This is a genomic window from Candidatus Liberimonas magnetica (genome assembly GCA_020523885.1).
Lineage (GTDB): Bacteria > Elusimicrobiota > Endomicrobiia > Endomicrobiales > JAFGIL01 > Liberimonas > Liberimonas magnetica.
In genome coordinates this window covers 43,021-64,338 of sequence record JAJAPY010000020.1, presented here as the reverse complement: position 1 = coordinate 64,338, position 21,318 = coordinate 43,021, and the positions used below count along the sequence as shown (strand labels likewise).

19 protein-coding genes are annotated in these 21,318 nt (G+C 40.3%); all 19 read left to right on the top strand.

Features of this window, described 5'->3' with window-relative positions; genetic code table 11:
- The first annotated feature begins 83 nt into the window (after positions 1 to 83).
- The 19 genes from LHV68_12165 to LHV68_12075 all read left to right on the top strand — a co-directional run bounded on the left by LHV68_12165 (position 84) and on the right by LHV68_12075 (position 21,311).
- Positions 84 to 353: a hypothetical protein gene (locus LHV68_12165; protein MCB4792623.1), complete on the top strand. Its 270-nt coding sequence runs from the start codon at positions 84 to 86 to the stop codon at positions 351 to 353.
- A gap of 121 nt (positions 354 to 474) precedes the next feature.
- Positions 475 to 2,727, top strand: a complete 2,253-nt coding sequence (locus LHV68_12160; GenBank protein MCB4792622.1) for a hypothetical protein — start codon at positions 475 to 477, stop codon at positions 2,725 to 2,727.
- A 79-nt stretch (positions 2,728 to 2,806) separates the two neighbouring features.
- Positions 2,807 to 4,321, top strand: coding sequence for a B12-binding domain-containing radical SAM protein (locus tag LHV68_12155; GenBank protein MCB4792621.1), 1,515 nt, complete (start codon positions 2,807 to 2,809; stop codon positions 4,319 to 4,321).
- 54 nt (positions 4,322 to 4,375) lie between these two features.
- A complete protein-coding gene (locus LHV68_12150; protein MCB4792620.1) occupies positions 4,376 to 5,065 on the top strand; it encodes a glycosyltransferase family 2 protein in 690 nt (229 codons plus the stop codon).
- Positions 5,066 to 5,267: 202 nt separating this feature from the next.
- The gene (gene hrcA, locus LHV68_12145) at positions 5,268 to 6,314 is read left to right on the top strand and encodes a heat-inducible transcriptional repressor HrcA (GenBank protein MCB4792619.1); all 1,047 of its coding nucleotides are present in this window, start codon (positions 5,268 to 5,270) and stop codon (positions 6,312 to 6,314) included.
- A 1-nt stretch (position 6,315) separates the two neighbouring features.
- Complete coding sequence (locus LHV68_12140) at positions 6,316 to 6,891, top strand: nucleotide exchange factor GrpE (protein MCB4792618.1); 576 nt, start codon at positions 6,316 to 6,318, stop codon at positions 6,889 to 6,891.
- A 70-nt stretch (positions 6,892 to 6,961) separates the two neighbouring features.
- Positions 6,962 to 8,863: a molecular chaperone DnaK gene (gene dnaK / locus LHV68_12135; protein ID MCB4792617.1), complete on the top strand. Its 1,902-nt coding sequence runs from the start codon at positions 6,962 to 6,964 to the stop codon at positions 8,861 to 8,863.
- Positions 8,864 to 8,918: 55 nt separating this feature from the next.
- Positions 8,919 to 10,061: a molecular chaperone DnaJ gene (gene dnaJ / locus LHV68_12130; protein MCB4792616.1), complete on the top strand. Its 1,143-nt coding sequence runs from the start codon at positions 8,919 to 8,921 to the stop codon at positions 10,059 to 10,061.
- Positions 10,062 to 10,117: 56 nt separating this feature from the next.
- Positions 10,118 to 11,560, top strand: coding sequence for a B12-binding domain-containing radical SAM protein (locus LHV68_12125; GenBank protein MCB4792615.1), 1,443 nt, complete (start codon positions 10,118 to 10,120; stop codon positions 11,558 to 11,560).
- Between the two features lies 1 nt (position 11,561).
- Positions 11,562 to 12,281 carry a 16S rRNA (uracil(1498)-N(3))-methyltransferase gene (locus LHV68_12120; GenBank protein MCB4792614.1) on the top strand — a complete coding sequence of 240 codons (720 nt, stop codon included), beginning with the start codon at positions 11,562 to 11,564 and terminating at the stop codon, positions 12,279 to 12,281.
- 161 nt (positions 12,282 to 12,442) lie between these two features.
- Complete coding sequence (locus LHV68_12115; protein ID MCB4792613.1) at positions 12,443 to 12,979, top strand: flavin reductase family protein; 537 nt, start codon at positions 12,443 to 12,445, stop codon at positions 12,977 to 12,979.
- Positions 12,980 to 12,982: 3 nt separating this feature from the next.
- Positions 12,983 to 13,765 carry a hypothetical protein gene (locus LHV68_12110; GenBank protein MCB4792612.1) on the top strand — a complete coding sequence of 261 codons (783 nt, stop codon included), beginning with the start codon at positions 12,983 to 12,985 and terminating at the stop codon, positions 13,763 to 13,765.
- A 31-nt stretch (positions 13,766 to 13,796) separates the two neighbouring features.
- Entirely contained in the window at positions 13,797 to 15,056 is a 1,260-nt protein-coding gene (mtaB, locus tag LHV68_12105) for a tRNA (N(6)-L-threonylcarbamoyladenosine(37)-C(2))-methylthiotransferase MtaB (GenBank protein MCB4792611.1), read from the top strand.
- A 62-nt stretch (positions 15,057 to 15,118) separates the two neighbouring features.
- Complete coding sequence (locus LHV68_12100) at positions 15,119 to 15,460, top strand: histidine triad nucleotide-binding protein (GenBank protein ID MCB4792610.1); 342 nt, start codon at positions 15,119 to 15,121, stop codon at positions 15,458 to 15,460.
- 37 nt (positions 15,461 to 15,497) lie between these two features.
- On the top strand, positions 15,498 to 15,695 hold the full coding sequence (gene rpsU / locus LHV68_12095; protein ID MCB4792609.1) for a 30S ribosomal protein S21: 198 nt from the start codon (positions 15,498 to 15,500) through the stop codon (positions 15,693 to 15,695).
- Between the two features lie 118 nt (positions 15,696 to 15,813).
- The gene (locus LHV68_12090) at positions 15,814 to 16,773 is read left to right on the top strand and encodes an NGG1p interacting factor NIF3 (protein ID MCB4792608.1); all 960 of its coding nucleotides are present in this window, start codon (positions 15,814 to 15,816) and stop codon (positions 16,771 to 16,773) included.
- Positions 16,774 to 16,829: 56 nt separating this feature from the next.
- Positions 16,830 to 18,629: a DNA primase gene (gene dnaG, locus LHV68_12085; GenBank protein MCB4792607.1), complete on the top strand. Its 1,800-nt coding sequence runs from the start codon at positions 16,830 to 16,832 to the stop codon at positions 18,627 to 18,629.
- Position 18,630: 1 nt separating this feature from the next.
- Positions 18,631 to 20,349, top strand: a complete 1,719-nt coding sequence (locus tag LHV68_12080; GenBank protein ID MCB4792606.1) for a sigma-70 family RNA polymerase sigma factor — start codon at positions 18,631 to 18,633, stop codon at positions 20,347 to 20,349.
- Positions 20,350 to 21,095: 746 nt separating this feature from the next.
- Complete coding sequence (locus LHV68_12075) at positions 21,096 to 21,311, top strand: DUF2892 domain-containing protein (GenBank protein ID MCB4792605.1); 216 nt, start codon at positions 21,096 to 21,098, stop codon at positions 21,309 to 21,311.
- Positions 21,312 to 21,318 lie beyond the last annotated feature (7 nt).

Below are 21,318 nucleotides of genomic sequence, written 5' to 3'. Positions count from 1 at the left end.
ACACCGAAGAAGAAAGAGTGTCGTATGATATTCGACTTAACGAAGTAGTGCTATATTTTGACGCAAGATAGGGATTTGTTATTATGAAAAAACATGATGAAACATTAGAAACTAATTCGCAGATTGTAATGTATCAAACAACTGATGGGAAAACTTCTCTTGAAGTTAACCTACAAAAAGATACGGTTTGGCTTATGCAAAAGCAAATTGCCGAATTGTTTGGTGCAGAACGCAGTGTTATAACAAAACATCTGCAAAATATTTTTCAAACAAGAGAATTGAACAAGGATTCAGTATGTGCAAATTTTGCACATACTGCCACTGATGGGAAAGTAATGCTTTGGTTGCTTTAGCTTTGCTTATTGCAGAAAGCAATCCAAAGGACAAAGATGTAATGATAAAACTGATTATGAACCTCATAAACGGATAGGTGTATTTATGACTAAACTGTGAATAGTATAATAGGAAATTTTGATGAGCAATAAAAAAGCTAAGATGCAGAGGATCGAACAGAAAAAAGAGACGCCTTATTTGGATCCGAGGCTGCCTCTTTTTGTTATCATAGGGGCTTTCGTTGTCTGGGTTTATTTTGTCCTTTCAAATTATTGGGCGAATTATTCTTTTGCTCCGTTTGCGATAATGGAGAAGGTTTTTTCGCTGAACGAATTTCCTAATGCAGTTTCTAGCCAGGTCATAGATACCTGGATAAACCATTTTGTTAACCTTGTCTTTATCGCGGTTTTTTGGTTTTCGGCATTCGGGTGGGGAAGCCTGTTACTGAACAAACAGGAATATAAACTTGAATTGAACCTTTTCCGGATAGGTTTTGGGATAGCAGTGACCATAGCTTTTATATTCGTGATCGGCCTTTCGGGTTTTCTATATGCACAACCTGTTGTTGTTTTTCTGATAATAGGGCTTATTCTCGGGATCAATAAAATATCCAAAAACCGGAACGAAGTCCCTGTCAATTTCTTATCAAAATTTACGTTTAATGAAAAGATAATATTAATATCTCTTCTATACCCGTTTTTTTTAGGCCTGTCCGGAGCCTTAAGCCCGGAAACTTTTTACGATTCAGCGGTATACCACCTGGGTGTTCCCCAGGCCTGGATAAATTCGCACAGGATGCATGTTATACCGTCAATTCACATGTCTTTTTATCCCTGCAATATAGAAGTGCTTTATACTATAGGATTGCTTTTAAGGGATGAGATGGCTGCCAAGCTAATCCATTTTTCTTTCGGCTTGTTTAACTTTGTGATCGTATTCGTGATGCTAAACAAGTATTTTAACCGTTCCGTGGCCTGGCTGGGAAGCGTTATCTTCTGGACTACACCTTTTGCCCTGCTTGTTTCATCAAAAACAGCGATCGAAATGGGCATAGGTTTTTTTGAAGTTTTGGCATTTTTTGCTTTTTTGAACTGGATGAACAGCGGTAGTGCTCCGTCAGTAGCCGGCTCCGTAAATAACGCGGCTTTGAAGGGACCGGATACATCCCATATCGAGTCGGAGTTTTCTTCCGGAGGGAATAAAGAAAAGAAGTGGCTGATTATTTCAGCTGTTTTTAGCGGCCTTGGAATGGGTTCAAAATATATAAGTTTGTATGCGAGCACAGCCCTTGTCATCCTGTTGATATTTTTCAGGTTGTACAGGGATAAAGCCGCTTATAAAGAAGTTTTTAAAGAAGTTATGATTTTTGTTGGAGTTGCCAGTGTAGTCCTTTCCCCCTTGCTTATAAGAAATTATATATGGGTTAATAATCCGGTGTTTCCCATGTTATGGCAACAACTGGGCGATATAAAGATGCGATCTCTGGGATACCTTCAAGATCCACCGAGAAGGCCGTTCACTCTAAAAAATATTTTGATGCTTCCCTGGACTTATACTATGGGAAAGAATATCCTTGAACCTTATTGCGGGCCAATATACCTGCTGCTATTACCGTTTTTCTTCTTATTTAAAAGAAAAAATAAGCAGGTCGATTTTTTTATTGCCTATTCATTGATCTACTATTTTATCTGGCAATACCTGCAGGCTCATATAAGGTTATTTTTGCCTGCTTTGACCGTGGTAAGCGGAGTTTTTGCTTATTGGATCTGGTACCTGCCGTCAAATCTATTAAGAAAAACAGTGATATGGATAGTGGTTATTTTAACCTTCGGCAACGTTCAACTAACCTCAATGCTTCAAAAATATTCGGAGAATCCCTTAGGCGCTTTTCTTGGGCTTGTTTCAAAAAATGAACAGTTATCCAAAGGAAAAGGCATAGGTTCTTATGTGTCGCCGAACTATGCCGCGATAGACTGGGTAAATAACAATTTGCCCGAAGATTCATATATCTTATTCATAGGAGAGACGCGGGGGATATATTGTAAGAGGAAGTTTTTGACTCATACTGTCAGCGAGTTTGTGCCTATAGTAGAGCTGGTTAAAACTTGCAAGAACGAAGATGAGGTCTACAATAAACTTAAAGAGCAGGGTTTTACAAATATATTGATAAATGTCCGGGAAGTATACCGTTTAAAAGGTTATAACCTTTATTACTGGAATGGCGACGAATGGGAGAGGTTTAACCTTTTCTGGAATAAATATATGAAAGAGGTATTTAACGCCGATTGGGTTTTTGTTTATCAGTTACAGCCATATAATAAGGATGACCGGACCCGCCAGATACCGCACAATTATTTGGCGGAAATATATTTGTCGAAAAATATGAAACAGTGATTACAATGATTTATAACTGCGATTACAGCGATACTCCTAAGATAATTAATCACCGTAATCAGTAACTTACCCTAAATAAATGTCTAATATAACTTTTGTCTATTCAGGATTTGAATCTTTGGGCGTTGAATACCTGTCTTCATACCTCCGCTCTTTCGGGCATTCAGTTTCGCTTGTCTTTGACCCGCAGCTTTTTAAGGATGATTTTTCTAATATAGGAAACTCGGTATTTGCTGACAGGACAAGCCGCCTAAAGGACATACTTATTTCCGAGGTTATTGATTCAGAGCCTGACCTTGTGGCGTTCTCGGCCGTAACGGACCAGTACAGGTGGGCTCTTGATTTTGCTAAAGACATAAAAGAAAAAAGAGAAGACCTGCCGGTGATCTTTGGCGGGATCCATCCGACAAGTGTTCCGGATATCGTGATAAAAAATCCTGAAGTAGATATTGTGTGCGTCGGGGAAGGCGAGGAGGCATTCCTTGAACTTGTCAATTCCCTTGACGACTACAAGAAAAAAAGAAATCTGACTATAAAAAATCTTTGGTTTAAAAAAGACGGGCAAATATACAAAAATCCCGTAAGGGACTTAAACCAGGAGCTTGACCGCCTGCCTTTTCCTGACAAAGACCTTTTTTATGACAAGCTTCCTGCATTTAAACTGCAGTATAATTTGCTGACCGGAAGAGGATGCCCGTACCGCTGTTCCTACTGCTGCAATAATTTTCTTTATAAAACCTACAAAGACCGCGGCAGGTATTTAAGAAGGCGGGGTGTGGCAAATGTCATTGAAGAACTCAGGAGCGCAAAACAAAAATATAAGTTTCCGCTGGTCTTTATAAGAGATGAGGTCTTCATATACGATATAAAATGGCTGAGAGAGTTTGCCAAGGAATATAGAAAAGAGATAAACATTCCCTTCAAGTGTTTTGCACACCCTTCCGTATCCAGCGCTGAGGTCGTATATGAGCTTAAAGAAGCGGGATGTATATATGTTTCAATGGGTATCCAGAGCGCTAACGAGCAATCCCGCAAGTCCGTTCTTTTTAGGACAGATACGAACGCTCAGATAGAATCTGCCATGGCACTTTTCCACAAAGCCGGCATAAAAGTAAACATTGACCATATAGCCGGTATCCCGGGTGAAGGCGAAAAAGAAATGGCCGAAGCGGCCGGGTTTTATAGTAAGATAAGGCCTGACGTCGTAACTTATTTCTGGCTGACCCTTTATCCGCGTACTGAGATGGTAGATATTTTTAAAGCCAGGCGCCTTGCAACTGAAGATGAAATAACAAAAATAGAAGAGGGCCTGGGCTCAAGTGATTTTATGGGCGGTAGTGTAAGCGCAGAAAAAAAGAAAACATTTTTAGAGTTCAGGTCCCTGCTCTGTTATATACCTCTATTGCCTGAATTTATAGTTAAAATTATTTTAAAATATAAATTATACAGGTTCATGGCAATAAAATCTATTTTCTTAAGTTCGCTCCTGCCGAGGTTGCTGCTGGCGCCTTTTAATAACGATATCCGCGCCTGGGTAGCCGAAATCGGGTATAATATAGGCAAGATAAAGTATGTGAAGAATAAATTGAGATAGATGCCGTTATAAAAGCCCTAAACAGCCTTGATTATACAGTTAAGGAGAGTTTTTTTGAAAAAAACCCTGGTACTTCTAACTTACAATGAGATTGCAGGTGTAAAGACACTGTTCGATAAGATACCTTTTTCGTCTGTTGACGACTATTTTGTAGTGGACGGCGGCTCTACGGACGGGACAGTTGAATACTTTAAAGATAGGAAAGTAAAAGTTGTGGGCCAAGAGATAAAAGGCAGGGCAGAAGCCTTCAGGATAGGAATAAAAGAAGCGGTTGGCGAGGCTGTGGTTTTCCATAGTCCGGACGGCAATGAAGACCCTCAAGATATTCCAAAGTTGTTAGACCTTATAGAAAATGGATCTGATATGGCAATTGCATCACGCTTTCTGCCTGGCTCGCGAAATGAAGAAGACGAAGAGTTTTTTCCTTTAAGGGCCTGGGCCAATAGATGTTTTACCTTAATTGCAAACCTGCTGTGGAATAAGGGCAAATATATCACGGATACTATCAATGGCTATAGAGCGGTTAAGAAATCTGCATTTGAAAAAATCAAGATGGATGCTCAGGGTTTTTTGGTCGAATACCAGATGTCTATCAGGTCTATGAAGCTCGGCCTGAAAGTAAGCGAGATCCCTACAATAGAGGGGAACAGAATCGGAGGAGAAAGTAAATCTAAGTCCATCCCGACCGGTCTCTTGTTTATAAAATATTTGATAAAAGAATACTTTTTGGGAAATAATTATTAATATTTTTCTATTTTTAATCCCGCCGCAATAAAGACCCCGACTTCTGTCAAGGCATGAATATAAATGATGACGGGATGTCTCTTATCCAAAAGGAGCTACAGGCTCCTGCCGGAGGAGTTCAACTGCTTGACAAAAAATCAAATAGGTGGTATAATATTAGCACTTAGGGTACAAGAGTGCTAATTTTAATTTAGAGGTAAAGATGAGGCATTTAGACCCGGAAGTATCAAGTGACAGGAAAAAGAAAATACTTCAGGCTATTATCCATCACTATATAAAGACTGGAAAGCCTGTCGGCTCAAATATTATTACTGAAGAATACAGTTTTGGCCTGTCTCCTGCTACCATCAGAAACCTTATGGCAGAACTTGAAGAAGAAGGGTATTTGAGCCATCCCCATACTTCGGCTGGAAGATTACCGACAGATAGAGGGTACAGGTCCTATGTTGATTCTTTAATAGAGCTGCAGAAGCTCATAATAGATGAAGAAGACAGGGCAAGGCAGGAGTATCACGGCCGTATCAAGGAACTGAGCGACCTTTTGTCTCAGACTTCCCGTGCACTTTCATCTTTGTCGAATTATTCAGGGTTTGTGATAGCTCCTAAAATAGAGAGCAGTACGCTGAAATATATTGAATTGGCGCAAGTCTCGGAAAAACAACTGCTTGTTATTCTAGTTACAAGTACAGGCCTTGTAAAACATAAGATAATAGAAGCCGGAGTGCCGAAAGAACAGCTGTCAAGATTAAATACCATATTAAATGAAAACTTAAGAGACCATAGCGTATTAAATGTCAAGCAAGAGATATTCAACTTGCTGGAAGAATTTGAAAGAGAGGAAAAAGATGTGATCGCAATAGCAAAAAACTTGAGCAGGCATATCTTTGACATAGATACAGATGAGAATATGTACCTGGAAGGCACAAGCAATGTGCTCGGCCTTCCAGAGTTCCATGACTATGAATCTATGAAATGCATGCTAAGTTTGAGCGAAGACAAAGACCGGTTAATGCAGGTCTTAAATGATAAACTTACTGAAAAAGATATAAGCGTACTGATAGGCTCTGAAACGCAATGTAAAGACCTGCAGCACCTTAGCGTTGTTAGTTCAATATATAAAGACGGCAATAAACCAGTCGGCATACTCGGCATCATAGGCCCAAAAAGGATGGAATACCAGAAAATGATGGCGCTTGTAGGCGCAGTGTCAAAAATAGTAAATAAACTGCTTTCCAAGGTGGGAGGATAAATTGTCAAAACTTGATGATCCAAATATCAATAATGAAAATATAGAAGCTGATTATGATACGAGCCGTGATGAAAAGCTGTCTGAACTAGAGATATTAAGGCAGTCAGTGGAAGAAAACAAAAAGAAAGCAGAAGATTATTATGACCAGCTCTTAAGGCTTAAGGCAGAATTTGAAAATTACAGGAACCGCATGGAAAAAGAGAAACAGACTCACAGGCTGTGGGGCAAGGAAGAAATATTGTTAAAACAGATTGACCTGCTGGATGTTATCGAACAGGCTTATGAAAGTATGAACAGCAATGCAAGCCCTGAAAGCATTAAAAAGGGGCTTGAATTGATAAAAATAGAGTTTTCAAAAATGCTTTCCAGCGAGGGCATAAAAGAGATTGAAAGTTTGGGGCAGAAGTTCGACCCGAACTTCCATGAAGCTATCGAACAGCTGGAAACCAAAGAAGAGGAGGAAGGAAAGATTCTGGGAGTAATGCAGAAGGGTTATATGTTCGGCGGCCGTATGATAAGGCCGGCAAGGGTAAAAGTAGCAAAAAACCAGACCGCAGACCACAGACCACAGATATGAGACCAAATACAACAGACATAAAGTTTTTAGTCTGCTGTCTGAAGTCTGATGTCTCATTTAGGAGGATTTTATGGCTAAGATAATAGGAATAGATTTAGGAACTTCAAATTCTGCTGCTGCAGTTATGGAAGGCGGGAAGGCAACGATGATACCTTCGGCTGAAGGCACGACATTAGGAGGGAAGGCTTTTCCTTCGTATGTTGCTTTCACAAAAGACGGGCAGCTGCTTGTAGGAGAGCCCGCAAGAAGGCAGGCTGTTACTAACAACGAAGGGACAGTAACGGCTTTTAAAAGAAGAATGGGAGAAGATTACAAATACCAAATTCACGGCAAGGAATATACACCCCAGCAGTTATCGGCATTCGTACTGCAGAAGATAAAACGTGATGCAGAAGCTTACTTGGGCGAAACTATATCCAAGGCAGTAATAACTGTTCCTGCATATTTTAACGATCACCAGAGGCAGGCTACAAAAGACGCGGGAGCCATAGCGGGGCTTGAAGTGGTTCGCCTTGTCAATGAACCCACTGCGGCTGCATTGTCCTACGGTATTGATAAAGCCGGGAACAATCAGAAGATACTCGTATTCGACCTGGGCGGCGGGACCCTTGATGTTACAATCATGGAAATGGGGGCTGAAGGGACGTTTGAGGTTTTGTCGACTTCCGGTGATACAAAGCTCGGCGGTACCGATATGGACAACTCTATAATAGATTATTTAGCCGAAGAGTTCCGCAAGGAAACCGGCATAGACCTGCGTAAAGACAAGATGGCTATGCAGCGCTTAAAAGAAGCCGGAGAAAAGGCAAAGATCGAGCTTTCAAATGTTCTTGAAACCGACCTTAACCTGCCGTTTATCACAGCGGATGCTTCAGGCCCGAAACATTTGACCATGAAGCTTACTCGTGCGACACTTGAAAAACTTGTTGCACCAATAGTAGACCGCTGCAATATATCGATCGATACAGCTTTAAAGGATGCAAAACTTTCGCATGACCAGATAAGCAAGATCATTCTGGTAGGCGGCCCGACACGCATGCCTATAGTCCAGAAATTCGTTGAAGACCATGCAGGAAAGAAAGTAGAGCACGGGATAGACCCTATGGAATGTGTTTCTACCGGAGCTGCCATACAGGCGGCGGTTCTGACCGGGGAAGTAAAGGACATACTGCTTCTTGACGTTACTCCTTTAACTCTCGGAGTGGAAACCTTGGGCGGCGTAAGGACTGCGATAATCGACAGGAACTCTAAGATACCTACGGCAAAGTCGCAGGTTTTTTCAACTGCAGCCGATAACCAGCCTGCTGTTGAGATACATGTGCTTCAGGGAGAGCGGCCCATGGCGAAAGACAACGTTTCGCTCGGCCGGTTTCATCTCGAAGGAATTCCGCCCGCTCCGAGGGGTGTGCCTCAGATAGAGGTAAAGTTCGATATTGACGCCAACGGGATCCTGCACGTAAATGCAAAAGACCTGGGCACAGGCAAGGAACAATCTATAAGAATAACTTCTTCAACAAAGCTTTCCAAGGATGAAGTTGAAAAATACGTAAAGGAAGCAGAGAAGTTCTCGGATGAGGACAAAAAAAGAAAAGAAGAGATAGAAGTAAAAAATGAGACGGATTCGCTTATCTATGCTACTGAAAAAAGTTTAAAAGAGCATGGAGACAAGATAGCCCAGGACGAGCGTTTAAAGATAGAACAAGCTTTAAACGAAGCAAAAGATGCCATAAAAGGCGACAGTATCGATGCTATGAAGAAAGCCAAAGATAACCTCACGGGCGCTGCGCATAAACTTGCAGAAGCTGTCTATAAGGAAGCACAGGCAAAACAACAACAGGGGGCAGGGGTAAGGGATAAAGGTACAGAACAACAAGGACAGCAACAAAATGACCAAGGCCCACAAGCTGGTGCGACAGGCCCTCAACAGGGTAATGTTGTGGATGCTGAAGTGGTTGATGAAGAGAAAAAATAAAAAAGGATATAGTGCTGCATACGGGTTTAAACCCGTATGCAGCACATAATTAGGCATGGCAGATAAAAAAGATTACTATGAAATTCTTGGTGTAAGCAAAGGCGCAAGCCCTGACGAGCTCAAAAGCGCTTACAGGAAACTTGCGCTTAAATACCATCCTGATAAAAATCCCGATAATAAAGATTCCGAGTCAAGGCTGAAAGAAATAAACGAGGCATATGAAATATTGAATGACCCGAAGAAAAGGCAGATGTACGATCAATTCGGCCATGCCGGGGTTGGTACTGCTCCGCCTCCTCCGGGATCAGGACCTGAAGGGTACGGTGATTTCAGCGGGTATGGCGATTTTTCTTCCGTAGGTGATATTTTCGGAGATTTTATAGGAGATATCTTTAGCGGAGGGCAAAGAAGAACCAGCGGGCAGCGTGTAAGGCGAGGTTCTGATCTAAGGTATGACCTTGAATTAAGCCTGCTTGATGCGGCAAAAGGTATTGAAATGCCGATAGAGGTTGCCAGGAGCGAGGTCTGCTCTCAATGCGACGGTTCCGGCGCCAAGCCCGGGACGTCGGCTAAAACCTGCCCTCAATGTAAGGGAAGCGGACAGGTCAGGCATAATCAGGGATTCTTTTCGTTTTCGCAAACCTGCCCGCAATGCCATGGTGAAGGTAAAGTAATTACGTCACCCTGCCCGGCCTGCCGTGGAACAGGCAGTAAAAAAGGATCGAACAGAATAACAGTACGAATCCCTCCCGGCGTGGATGAAGGTACTTCTTTAAGGGTAGCAGGAGCAGGAAATGTTCCTGGAAAAAACGGCGTTCCCGGAGACCTGTATGTAGTTATCTACCTTAAGAAAGACCCTAATTTTGTAAGGGAGCATGACAACTTATTTTCGGAATTAAAAATTACTTTTCCTGAGGCTGTTTTCGGAGGAGAGTTCGATGTGCGTACGCTTGAAGGCAAGATAAAACTCAAGATTCCCGCAGGTACCCAGGCGGGCACGACTTTCAGGGTACACGGTGAAGGGTTCCCCAGGTTAAACAAAAGAGGAAAAGGCGACTTGTTCGTTAAAATGACCGTAGATGTCCCGAAAAACCTGACTGACCAGCAGAAACATGCTTTACGCGAATATGCAAGAAGCATCGGTATAAAAGAAGCCGCCAATCCAAACATATTTAAAAAAGTCTTCGGCGGAAATTAATAGCCCTCCTTCGCCAAGGCTACGGAAGGGCAAGCCGCTCGCTCCAACAAAAAAACATGCGTGTAACCCTCATAATAACCCCAGCTACTGAGTTAAATATTCCGTCCATAGCCCTCTGTTCATTGGCTGGCAAGCTTAAAGATGAAGGGCATACTGTAAAAGTCTTCGACCTGAATAAATACCTTTATAATGCTGCTCCGGATACGGCCAAAAAAGAATGGGGCGAAATCTTTATTGACGACATTAAAACTGCGGAATTCATAAACAGCAATAAACAATTGATAGATTCTACTCTTGATCTCATTTTGAAGGACCAGCCAGAAGTCTTTTGTTTTTCCATTTTTTTTTCGACGGCATTGATGAGCCTAAAATTCGCTCAGTATATAAAGGGTTTCAATAGGGAAAAAACGATAGTTTTCGGCGGGCCTCACTGCCATCCTGAATGGTGGGGAAAAAAACTGATCAAAAACGAGAACGTAGACGCAGTTGTTATAGGCGAAGGGGAAGAAACGTTGTCGGAATTGCTAAGGCATTTAGAAAATAATAAAGTCATAGATAATTGCCCAGGCGCCTTGCTTAAAAAAGACGGGCAGATATTTGACTTCGGGTTCAGGAAACAAATTAAGGAAATAAACAAACTTCCTTTTTTGGATTATACATGGTTCAATCCTTCTGATTATACTGCCTTGCCTCTGCCTTTGAGCCGAGGATGCGTCAATTTGTGCACCTTCTGTTCCGTGAACGGAATGTGGGGTAAATACAGGACGATGACAGGGAACAGGGTCTTTGAGGAATTAAAATACCACATGGAATCACTGCCTGAAAGAACAGAATTTTATTTCTGTGCGCCGTTGATAAACGGAAATTTGAGGGAATTGGAAAAACTCTGTGATTTAATAATAGAGAGCGTAAATAATGAATCTATGAAAAAACCTTCCTGGTCCGGCGCTGCTACTTTCAGGCATCAGATGAACGGTGGTTTACTCAAAAAAATGCATGAAGCCGGATGCTCTAATTTAACTTTTGGATTAGAAAGTGGTTCTCAGAAGATAATCGATAAAATGAGAAAGGGCTTTAGGGTAAAGGATGCAGTTAGGATCATAAAAGAGGCAAAGGAAGCTGGCATAAAAACAAGTGTTAACATAATGTTTGGCTTTCCTACAGAAACAGCCGAGGATTTTAATGAGACCCTGGTATTCCTGGATCAAACGAAAGATTATTTGAATTACATCTGTCCGAGCGAAGGGTTATGTTATTTTAACCCTTTATCGTATGTTTTTTACCATCTTGATGAATTTAGTATTGAGCGTGATTCTTTTGATGAACTGTTTTGGGAGTCAGAAGATAAGAAAAATACTTTTCCAGAACGTTTTCGAAGGTTTAATGAATTTGCAGAGTTTACAAAAACACTCAATGTCGAGGTCCAGCCCAGCTGTGAGCAAATAACAAGCGCTTTAAAAGAAAGGCTGGATTTTTATTACAAGAAAATGAGCAGCTAATATGCCCCACTATTACATAAAACCGGATAATATTTCAGAAACAGGGTTTGTCCTTTATGGAGATGAAGCACACCACCTGATAGATGTTATGCGGGTAAAGATAAATGATGAGCTAAACCTTTTTGACGGGGCCGGCAATTCATACCACGTAAGAATTGAAAGCATTTCCAGGGGCGAAATATCCGGCGTCATCCTTTCCAAAGAACAAACCTGTAAATCCAAAATTAAAATAACCGTATATCAGGCAATCCCAAAAGGGGAGAGGCTTGACTGGCTGGTCGAAAAACTTTCAGAGTTAGGAGTAACCGGCTTATTCCCCATAATAACCAAAAGATGTGTGGTAAAAAATGTCTCCGATTTGAAATTAAAAAGATGGCAAAGGCTGTCCCTGGCCGCAAGCAAGCAGTGCGGCAGAGCCGATGTCCTTGAGATACACCCGCCTGTTCCCTTTGATGCTGCGGCAAAAAAAATAGAGAAATATTCTCTTAATATAATACCATGGGAAGGTGCCACGGAGAATATGAAGTTTGATGCAAAAGCTCCCTTAGAGGCAAATATTTTCATAGGTCCTGAGGGCGGTTTTACATTCGATGAAATAGAACTTGCCAAAGAAAACTGTATCATCCCCGTAACGCTCGGTCAAAGGATTTTAAGAATAGAAACCGCAAGCCTTCTTGCCAGCATACTTGTCTTAAATGCATTCAACGAATTTAAATTATAAGCCCTTGCCTTGTTTTACAAACCGCATAACTTTTGATATACTTTTTAACAACAGCCGTAAGTTGTAAGCGGTAAGTACTAAGCAATCACAACAGCAATAGATTCTGTTGTACTTAATCTTTAATTCTTACTGCTTAATCCTGCTTTTATGGGAGGTTGTAAATGTTTAAAAAAATCCCGAACGAAGAGTTTTACAGGCTGATAAACTTTGGGCCATGCGTGATAGTAACATCAAAGTATAAAGGCAAAACCAATGCTGCGCCTATCGCCTGGACTATGCCTGTTAATGACGAACCTCAGCTTCTGGCTATAGCGGTTGCGGAAACACATTTTACAAAAGAATTAATTGCAAAATCAGGTTCATTCGTAGTAAACGTGGTAAGCGGAAAAGCACTTCCAACCCTGAAGAGGTTAGGTAATGTTTCTGGAAGGAAAACCGATAAGCTTAAAAAATTCAAAGTTGAAACAGAAAAAGGCACGGAGGTTGACGTGCCTCATCTTAAAGAATGCATAGGTTTTATAGAATGCAGGGTAAAAGATGGTTTGCTTTACAGCGGTGTAAGAGTTTTTATTGCAAAGGCGGTCTGTTCCAAAGTCAAGCCTGAGTTTTACAAAAACGGGCTGGTATTGGAAAAAGCTGGTGTTGTCCACCATATCGGCAAAGATGTTTTTGCTGTAACGGGCAAAAGGATATTCTGATAGATGGTTAACCGCATTATCCCGATAATTTTATTCTTTCTGTTAATATTCAAGTGTTATTCAGCCGCTGAGATAATATATCTTAAAAACGGCGATATAATAAACGGGAGTATCGTAGATCAGGACAGCACTTCGATCAGTGTCAGGATAAATGACAAAACAAAAAAGATCCCGCGTAAAGAAATTAAGGACATAAAGACCTACGAAGACATCAGGTCTGAAACCGATATTCATCGGGATGTAATGCTGGATCTGGATGAGAAGATAGGACAAGATACTATAGAAATAATGATCGGCCCGAAATTCGGTTTTTATAATTTTAAGGATACAGCTGTTTCAAAATACCATAAAAACGGGTTGTTACTCGGTATAAATGTAGGCCTCTGGTTAGAAAAACACCATGGCCCTGTGTTTGAAATTGAAAGCTACAACAACACCTATAACGGTTCTACGCTTGTTTATGATACTTCGGCCTCTGTTTCAAAAATAAGCAGCTACTCTGAACAAATTTCGTTAATGCCTTTCTGGCTTTCTTATTTATATATGTTCGAGAAAACCCGTTTTTTTCTGGGGGCGGGGATGGGTGTAGTAATGACGAATAAAACGATAACCGTAGGTAGTGCACAGATTGCCAGTAAAGGTGATTTTACGTCTTATCAGTTATTGACAGGGTTCATGAATAAAAAGATCGGATTGAAATTTAAGTATAGTGTGATAGATACAAATGAATTTTGGGGAAATGTTAATTACGGCGGTTACAGTCTGTTACTGGATTTATTTTTTTGACCAAATAAATGATAGGATTAAATAATAGATCATGAAAAAGCTGTATTTACATACATTCGGCTGCAAGGTCAATCAATACGACTCACAGGTGTTCATGGAAGCCCTTCAACAGGTTGGTTATGCTTTATCTAAAAGCATGATAGAGGCTGACCTTTTCTTAATAAATTCCTGCACAGTAACATCTGAAGCCGACAGGCAATGCCGCCAGCTGATTAGAAAGGTTTTAAAGGACAATAAACTCGCCAGGGTTATTGTTGCAGGCTGTTATCCGGCCCGCTGCGAAAATGAGATAAGGGATATTTCGGATAGGATCGAGGTATTGCCTCAGGGTATGGATATAGTGATGTACCTTGGGCATAAAACCCTTAAAAATACAAATATAGGAATCACAAAATTTGACGGTCATTCCCGCGCTTTTGTCAAAGTACAGGACGGATGCAATGCTTTTTGCACCTATTGCATCGTACCTTATATTCGATCGAAAATATTTAGTAAACCCCTGGATGACGTTTTGTCTGAAATAAAAAAATTAGTGGACAGCGGCTATCCTGAAATAGTCCTTACCGGTGTCAGGCTTGGGCTTTATGAAGGCGGGTTGGTGAACCTGTTAAAAAGCATAGTCTACGGGGTAAACGGCAGATTTCGTATAAGGTTGTCTTCCCTGGGAGTAAACCATATAGATAACCGCCTTCTGGAGTTCATGAGTTCAAACAAATCCATAATATGCCCGCATTTGCATATACCTTTACAGTCAGGGTCTGAACATATACTAAAACTTATGAAAAGGCAGTATTCAGCCAAGGATTTTGAATCGGTGGCGGAGACTATTTATAAATACCTGCCTGACGCCAGTATCAGCACGGATGTGATAGCGGGGTTCCCGGGAGAAAACGAAAAAGATTTTAAAGATACGTTTGAATTTGTAGAAAAACTTGAACTCAGCCGTTTACATGTTTTCAGGTATTCAAAAAGGCCGGGTACAAGGGCTGCCGGTTTTGAAAAACAACTTAGTCCGGTTACTATTAAAGAGAGGGTGGTTGAACTAAAGAAGCTTGATGCCTGTCTTCAGGAACGATTTTGGCGTAAATTCATAGGAAAGTGCCGACCGGCTGTTGATGAGGCCGGCAATAATTGCGTCCTGACAGATAATTATATCAGGTTGTATTTTGATAAATCAAATGGTTTTAAAGAAAACAACAAGATATTCGGTGTTAAAGTAATTGACCTCAGGGGTGAAGCCTGGGGTATAGCAAATAGTACAGAAATGCAAAAACTTACTGCACGTATTTGACTTTTTCTCAAAAATTGATATAATAATAAAGCTTAACTGATAAGGCTTTGGAATATTTGTATATGGATTGCTTATTTTGCAGGATAGCTAAGAAAGAGGTCCCAAGTAAAATAGTATTTGAAAATGAACAGATTTTCGCTTTTTGGGATATTGATCCAAAAGCGCCTGTTCATATTTTAATTGTTCCTAAAAAGCACATATCTGGATTAAATGATATTACCTGTGCCGACAATGAGCTTTTGGGAAAGTTGGCCAATGCGGCAAAAGATATAGCCAAGAAAGAAAATATCGATAAAAGCGGATTTCGTCTTGTAGTTAACTGCGGCAAAGATGCAGGCCAGGCTGTAGATCATATCCATTTTCATTTGTTAGGCGGAAGGAAGTTGTCGTGGCCTCCGGGCTAAATTGCGTTAATTAAACAGAAAGGTGGTGTTATTATAAATGGTAAATATAAGAATACGTGAAGGCGAAAGCATAGAAGAAGCTATACGCCGTTTTAAAAGAGAATGTGAAAGAAACGGAATAATGCAGGAAATAAAAAAGCGTGAGTTCTATAAGCCTCCCAGTGTTGTACGCAAGGAAAAAAAAGCTGAAGCAAAGAGGAAAATGCGCAGGAGAGTTTACAAAGAAGGCAGATAGATAAGGAAATGCAAAATGCAAAATGAAAAATTTAAAATTAAAGTGTCCTCTTTGGCGGGATACAACAATTTTATATTCTGCAATTTTCAATTTGCATTTAAGTTAGATAGAGGGATAGATGAAACTGAAAAATCTTTTTGAATTTTTTATTCAACAAGGTATTGCGAAAGACCCGCGCGGCAGTATACGGGTAAAGGGATTGTTAGACGAAAACAAATTAAAGTTTGAGAAACTTAGGGACGAAGAAAAAGAAGATTTTGATAAAGAAAGCCTTAACAATCCTTATGCAGATTCACGCATCCTTAACGGCAGCGGGAATGAAGATGTAAGCTCTGTGCTTGTCGGAATAGACATCGAAAGCTCTGAGATACTTCTTGCCAATACTCTTAAAGCAAACGGCCGGCATATAGACCTTGTCCTGACCCATCATCCCGAAGGGCACGCTTATGCAACTTTCTATCAGGTAATGAGTATGCAGGCTGACATCCTAAATAAATTCGGGGTGCCGATAAATATAGCGGAATATTGCACGGAAAACCGGTTAAAAGAGGTCGGGAGAAGGGTCATGGCTGTAAATCATACAAGGGCCGTAGATGCGGCTAAACTTCTCGGGTTGCCTTTTATGTCGGCTCATACTGTGGCAGATAACCAAGTCACTACATACCTTCAGACCCTTATGGATAAAAAGAAACCAAAATACCTTGAAGATGCCGTAAAGATCCTTAAGGGGATAAAGGAATACAGCGATGCTTCAAAAATAGGTGCTGGCCCTGCGATATTAAACGGAAGCAAGGAAAGGAGTACCGGTAAAATATTCGTTGATATGACAGGCGGGACTGAAGGGGCAAAAGAGATCCTTGAAAAACTTGCTCAATCAGGTGTCGGCACTATCATAGGGATGCATATGAGCGAAGATCATTATAAGGATGTACAGAAGTATCATATTAATGTCATTATTGCAGGCCATATAGCTTCTGATAACTTGGGTGTGAACCTTCTATTGGATGCAGCAGAAAAAAAATTAGGCAAGTTAAATGTAATTGAATGTTCTGGTTTTAAGAGAATAAAACATAGTTAATATTTTGTTTCGATATTCGCCCATCTTCTTAAAATTAAAAACTTACTAAAACCTTTATGACTATTCCTAATGAGATTATTGACCAAATTAGGTTATCAACTGATATAGTCGAGTTGATACGAGAATATGTCCCGAACTTAAAGAAAGCCGGTCGTAATTGGAGAGCTTTGTGCCCTTTCCATCATGAAAAAACCCCGTCTTTTATGATAAGCTCTGAAAAAGGCATATTTCACTGTTTTGGTTGCCATACAGGAGGAGATGCGTTTAAATTCTTAATGCAGATGGATAACCTGGCCTGGCCTGAAGCGGTAAAAAAACTTGCGCACAGGGCAGGGATTGTAATAAGGGAAGAATCAGATGAAAATTTGATCAGTAAATCGGAAAAACAAAAAGTATACGATATTTTGGAAAATGCCGGCGAATTTTATCATAGGTGCATGGTTGACTCAGAAGATGGTTCTGTCGCTCTCAGGTATTTGAAGAAACGAGGTATAGATGAGACGTCAATAAAAAAATTCTGCCTTGGTTATGCCCCGAGAGGACTTCTTTTATCTGCCGCAACAAAAAAAGGCATAACACTTGAACAGCTCATTAAAGCAGGCATTGTAACTAAAACCGAGAACGGAAAGATATATGAGTATATGTCGGAAAGGCTTGTTTTCCCTATCCACGATGCTCAGGGGCGTATAGTCGCTTTTGGAGGAAGGACTCTTAAGGATGAGCAGCCAAAGTACCTTAATACTCCTGAAACCATAGTTTATTCCAAATCTAACCAGTTGTATGGGTTATTCAACGCAATACCAAAGCTCAGGCAGGATAAAAAAGTTATCGTTCTTGAAGGGTATATGGATGTGGTAATGACGCACCAGTATGGTGTCACCAACACTGTTGCGGCGCTCGGCACTGCCCTGACTCTCCAACAAACTTATATGCTCCTAAGATATGTGGGAGAAATAACCATGTTGTTTGATTCGGATGCTGCAGGAGAAAAAGCAGCTAAAAAAGCTTTAGATGTTTCCCTAGATACTGAACCTAATCCTGGAGTTCTTAAACCTATTTTAGATAAAGCTAAAAGTGCTTTAGAAGTTATATTGAATACTGAGCTGACAGCAAAAGTGTGTGTGTTACCTGATGGCTTAGATCCTGATGAATATGTTTTAAAAAACGGAAAAGAAAGTTTACAGGAATTTATAGCAAAACAAGAGAAACCGGCAATAGAGTTTTTAATTGAAAATGCCATGAAGAGAATAGATATTACTTCGGTTGATGACAAAGCAAAATTTACTGCAGAGTTAATTCCTTTTATAAAAAAAGTTAAAAATGAAGTTGTCAGACATGCCTGGATCAAGTTTGTGTCTGATAAATTAAAAATATCAGAAGAAGCAATGTTGCAGGAAATCAAAAGGCAGCAAAAAGGGGGGTACAAAGATACTCCTGAAATATTAAAAAAGCCTGTGACGTTAATGCGTTCCGTGGAAGAGGAGATACTTCAGATTATAGCGAATTTTTCACAGTGCCGTTCGATGGTAACGGAAGAGGTGTTCCAGATTGAACGCAATAAACAAGTTTGTTCTTTTTTATTACAAGATATGCACAGTTCTGAAATAATCAGCAGGCTCGATGAAGAAGAAGCCCGCTGGTTCACTGAACTGATATTAGAGGAAAAGAATTACATTTCACCCGAACAAACGCTTTTAAATTTGCTAAAGGACGGGAAACAAAAAAAACTTGAGACCGAGAGGAAACAATTGGAAAAAGAAATAGTCCTGATGCTAGACGGTAATATGCCTCTTGATAACAGTAAAATGCGTCTTTACCATGAGTTGAACAGACAATTAAAGGGGACAGTAAAGTAGTATGGAAAACAAAAAAACAGATGTATTCAAAGAACTAATAGAACTCGGCAAAAGCCACGGGTTTATAACTTATGATGAGATAAATAAAAATATACCGGGTACAGTTATGTCCCCTGAGAAAATAGATGAATTTTTCGGGACGCTCGATGAACTGGGCATAGCGGTAGTCGACAAAGGAAAAGAATTTACACAAAAACCGGCCGAGGTAATAGAAGTACTGCAAAAAGAAGAAGATGAGGATGAGATAACAAACCCTGTAAGGATGTATTTGAGCGAAATGGCCAAGGTCTCGCTTCTTGACCGTACTACTGAGGTAAACCTGGCACGCAGTATAAGGGAAAATGAAAAATTGCTTAAACACCTGGTGCTTGAATCCCCAATAATATTAAAAGAAATACGGAACTGGGAAACGTTGATAAGCCAACAGGAAATGACTCCCAAAGAACTGATGCCGAGAGGAAGAAAATCTACAGGACAGCTTCGCAGGATGCGCCAAAAAATAAGAAAAGCCGTAAACCAGATAACAAAACATGAGAAAAAAATAGAAAAGGCCCAGGAGAAGCTTAAAAAAAGCAAGGTCACAGACAAGGAAAAAAGCAAATTATCTGTTTTTATTGAATCCATGAGCGCGGAGATCATCAATATAATAGTTGGCCTTAATCTGAACCAGGATAAAATAAAGAGGTTGATCAACAAGATAAAAACTACTGCAACAAAGATCAGGGAACTGGAAGACGAGCTAAAACGTTATGAAAAAAAGCTTAAGATGCCCTACAATAAGGTTTTACAGCTTTATCGTTTATATAAAACAAAAAGGGTCAGTTTCAACGAATTTAAACGGCAGACGGGATATACCCCCACCGGTATAGAAGCTTTGATACAGAATCTAGAGGCCGTACTGCATAGAAGAAGAAGAGTAGGAGACGGGCTTTCTGTCAGCCGGGAAGACCTCCTGACAACGGATGAAAGGATAAGAGAACTCGAACAGGTTATTCATGACGATAAAATGAAACTTATTCAGGCGAATTTCCGCCTCGTAGTATCGATAGCAAAAAAACATGTCGGAATGAGCAACCTGGAGCTTTCAGACCTCATTCAGGAAGGGAACCTAGGCCTGTCAAAGGCTGTTGAAAAATTCGAGTGGAAACGCGGTTTCAAATTCTCAACTTATGCCACTTGGTGGATCAGGCAATCTATAAACAGGGCTATAGCAGATCAGTCGAGGACAATACGTATCCCTGTCCATATGAAAGAGCTGATATCCAAGCTTACAAAAGTCAAAAAACGTTACCAGCAGGAATACGGCAGAGACCCTACGATCGAAGAATACTGCAAACTGCTTCGGATGTCAAGCGACAGGATGAGGAAGGTCTTAAAAATGATGCAGGACCCGATCTCCCTTGCAACTCCAATCGGCGAAGAGGAAGACTCAAGACTTGAAGATTTTATAGAAGACCATAATAACCCGAGCCCTGTGCAGAAAAACAATGAATACAGGGTGCAGATGGAGATAGAAAAAGTTTTATGCACGCTTACTCCAAGAGAAGCGGATATAATCCGCCTGCGTTACGGTATAGGGGTCGGTTACCCGAGGACTTTAGAAGAGGTTGGAAAGATATTCGGGGTTACCAGGGAAAGGGTCAGGCAGATTGAGGCAAAAGCTATCAGAAAATTAAGGCATCCTTCAAGAAGCAAACAATTGAGGGAATATTTAGAATAAATAAATGTACTGTCAACAAAGTATTGAGTACAGCGAGAATAAGAAGTTACTCAAAACTAGCTACTCATAACTCAATACTGTTTTAACTCAGTTGGTTAGAGCAGACGACTCATAAGCAAAAATCAAGTCGTCGATATAACGGACACCATCGTCGATAACCCATCTGTAAAAAATCTGTAAACCTTAACAACAACACAATTCATGCCTTCCAGATACTTTACATATAGACATAACGGTCTTTTTAGTTATAATAGCATATAAAATAACGGACATCTTGCCAAAAGCAGTAAAAAAAATAACAGACATTGTAAATAAAGAAACTTGTAAAATAACGGACATCCCTACAACCGCCCTTTTTGATATAATCACATCTTTTGTAAGCCATGTTCGTTCTAAGGGTAACAAAGTATGATCCAGACTAGCAGGAAGGCCATAAAAGTACTTACAAGGCTTCAAATATCGGTTTGGAGGGCTGTAAAAGCCAATAAGAAGAAAGAATGAAGCGCAGCTGAATAAAGAAACAGACAAATTTTGTCATAATAGTGGCACAAACCAAGGAGTTATCTTTTACCATTAAAGATTGAGGACTCACATTGAATTTTGTAATATATTAAGCTATAATTTAGTCATCTAAATATTGTTCTAAAGGGTTCAGATTGCTTTTAAGCGATTTGGAGGATTAGATGGTCGGGCCGCCATCTGGATAATTTATCCAGTAGCGGCTTTTTTATTTGGAGGATATTGAAATGGTGAAAAACATCGGTACATTGGATTCTATTTTAAGGATCGTCATTGCTTTAACATTGGGATTGCTGTATTTGAAAGGTTTTATAAGCGGGATATTCGGTGTTATTTTATTGATAATTGCTTTTATTTTGTTTATGACAAGTTTTGTAGGTTTATGCCCTATATACTCCATATTAAAGATATCAACCGCAAAGAAAGAAGAAACCAACAAATAATATAGCA